Annotated in this window: 2 protein-coding genes; both read right to left on the reverse strand. The window is 41.2% G+C overall.

The window, feature by feature from the left end; all coding sequences use genetic code 11:
- Positions 1-509: 509 nt before the first annotated feature.
- Positions 510-1,397, reverse strand: coding sequence for a DUF3800 domain-containing protein (locus LHW48_09920; GenBank protein ID MCB5260765.1), 888 nt, complete (start codon positions 1,395-1,397; stop codon positions 510-512).
- A 12-nt stretch (positions 1,398-1,409) separates the two neighbouring features.
- The coding region (locus tag LHW48_09925; GenBank protein MCB5260766.1) for an SWF/SNF helicase family protein at positions 1,410-2,838 on the reverse strand (1,429 nt) is incomplete at its 5' end.

The raw sequence follows: 2,838 nt of genomic DNA on the forward strand, positions 1-2,838 counted from the left end.
AGAGGCTCCAAGACACGATTCAAATCGAAGCGCTCCGTTACAAACTCATGCATCTTGCGATATAGCTTTTCAGGCATATTTCCTTCTCCTGAATCCTTAGTTTACAGCACAACTGTAAAAAGAGTTGACATACTGTCAAGTAAAAATATTGGGAAGGGGGTAAAGGGTGAAATGATATGGTTTAATTAACGGGGCAAGGCCGGCTGTTTCCTCTGTAGAGGAGGAAGGTATAAAGTGACACCCCAAATGTCAAATCGTGACACCCACTTGACAAAACAACGGAAATGCCTCAGTTTGTGACACCATTTTGTCAAATCATCGTAATCAAGAGCTAATCAGAAGTGACAGCTTTTTGTCAAATCATGACTCATATTTGTCAGGTTGTGACACTGATTTGTCAAACACAAATTGACATCGGTGCTTTTTCATTTCTTGCCTAGTCGAGTTGATCGTAAAATCAACCGAAGTACTTGCAAAACACCCACGCTACAGGCGGAACCACCCTTTCACTATCGATTAGACTGCTGTCTTGTCGGGGCTTTATCTCTCTCGTGTTGGGGCTTGTAACGCCAAAAGTTTAGGTGGTTTATAGGATTCCATGTTACCAATCCTGAAGCGCTGTTTAGGGAAATGCCCATTTTACGCTGAGAAGCCTGTCTTTTTATCTCCCAAACTAAAGGGATGCGTACTCGATCATTTCTTGATAGTTCTACAGAGTGAGTTTCTTCCCCGATACTATCGAAAATCGTTGTTTGGATAGTGTTTGCTTCTTTCCAGTGTGCTAATTTATCGAAACATTTGAATGAGTATGATGCAGTACCAGCAAAAAAATCCGCTAGCTGTATGAAAGGCTCTTGGTGCGAATGATACGGGACAATCTCCTTATTTATGTATCTGTTAATGAATGAGAAATGAAACGGGTTTGTATCAAATGGGATAGTCTGAACATCCCAACTGTGATCATCAAGGTATTCCTTTATGGTCTTCCATGATATACAATCGTGCTCATCTGGACATAGCGTCCATGTAGCATCATTTGGCCATCTGTCCCGCATGACGGTTTTCATAAGCCGGAAGTATAAACGTTGTAGATTTTGCTCGTCATCTCTTCCTATAACGCCCTTGTGCCTGCTATCATCAGTATCCCAAGTTAGGACATCAATTCTCATCACATGAAGGTTCTCAAAAACAAAACCAACGACTTGTATGCCAGTATCAATATCAATATTCGTCCACTTCATTTCCCGATGTTTTCCGGTCGATATTTCAGATAATTGTGGACTTAACCTTACATAATCAGAATGTTTTATACTTATCATAGATATTGAACGGAATCGCCCCTTGTTCCAATTTGATTCATCGAAAAATGCTATATGGGAGGTGTCGCATTCGATCATAGTTCGATTGTGTCAGGATAACTCGTTATCTATACCTGAATGAAGTATAGCTTCGATTTCAATGTGAGGCGCTTTAAATGGTAGGGAACTATAATACCCTGTCTCGGCAAAATACTTCATCACTTCTTGGATTTCTCGTTGCATGACTTCAGGTGGGATCTCAGGATTGTATGTCTTTCGATGAAGCTGATACTTAGAAACAAGTGGATTAAGTATATTAATCAACTCCCAATCCTTCAGAACTTCCCACCCTTGGGGATCTTTTGTTAAACCAAAAATCAGAAATCTTATTGATTCTCCTGTGTTAGTGATCCTATCTCTGGCTTTAATTAGATACAAAGGTGTTGAAAGATCATTTTGAGATACGACACATATGCTGTCCTTGATATTCAGTGCCTGTTTGATAGCCTTATCAACCACCACATGCCCCACCCCAAAGATCTTGTCGAGTTTACGCTTAATATCCCCATTCCGTTCAAACACAATATCAGTATATTCCTTTTGAACTCCAATAGCATCCCTCCATTCGTCTGGAGTTTTAAAACTAATTGAGCCATCTTCATTCTCTTTACTTCTTTTCCTGTTAAAGATCAGCATAGCCTCAAAGAAAGGTTTTAGATCCGGTAAGTCTAGCCTTGGAATGTCCAGCTTAGCCTGTTGGTAGTCAAATTTGGCACAGTTACCGAATAGCTGTTTAACGGTATCAATGACATCTTCTCCCCCAAATGTAGCGGTTTTATCATCAAACCACTTGGAGAAATTGTCTTTTGTTGCCGATGCAGTATCAGAAAACAAGTTTGTAAACATACTTTGGGGTGTCATTCCCAAAATGAGACTATATAAATCCTCAGGATCATCCATGAAGCTGCTGAATGCCGTCATGATTGACTGAATCTTCGAGTTCAGCTTGTCCCAAATACGAGCCTCTACGGTGTCTGGATTGCGAAGGGTGATGACTTCGACTTGCTCTTTCTGCCCGTAACGATTCAACCTGCCAACCCGTTGATGAAGTCTCATAGGATTCCACGGCAGATCTATGTGGATCATAGAGTGACAGTTTTCTTGGAGGTCGATCCCTTCTCCAGCAGCTTCAGTCGATACTAAGAACCTGGCCGTCCCCTCATTGAATCTATCAGCAGCCTCGCCTCGAGTAACTCGTACAGTTCGTTTAACTCCATCACCATAATCCAAGTCCTCCAGCATCTCGTCACCATTGATGAATACGACCGAATCCTTTCCATAACGCTTGATCAGCAGGTTGATTACCTTGCTTTGTGTAGCCTTGTATTCAGTAAACAACAACACAGATCTGTCTTTGTACTCATGCTCAAGCACCTCGCCTATCAATTCAATTTTTGTCTCTGATTGAACTCTGTCAGCAGCAGAGATTAGGTGCTTAAGCCATTTCTCCTCGTCTTTTAGTAAGTTGAGTATTGCTTCA

It is taken from the genome of Candidatus Cloacimonadota bacterium (assembly GCA_020532355.1).
In the GTDB taxonomy this organism is placed as follows: domain Bacteria; phylum Cloacimonadota; class Cloacimonadia; order Cloacimonadales; family Cloacimonadaceae; genus UBA5456.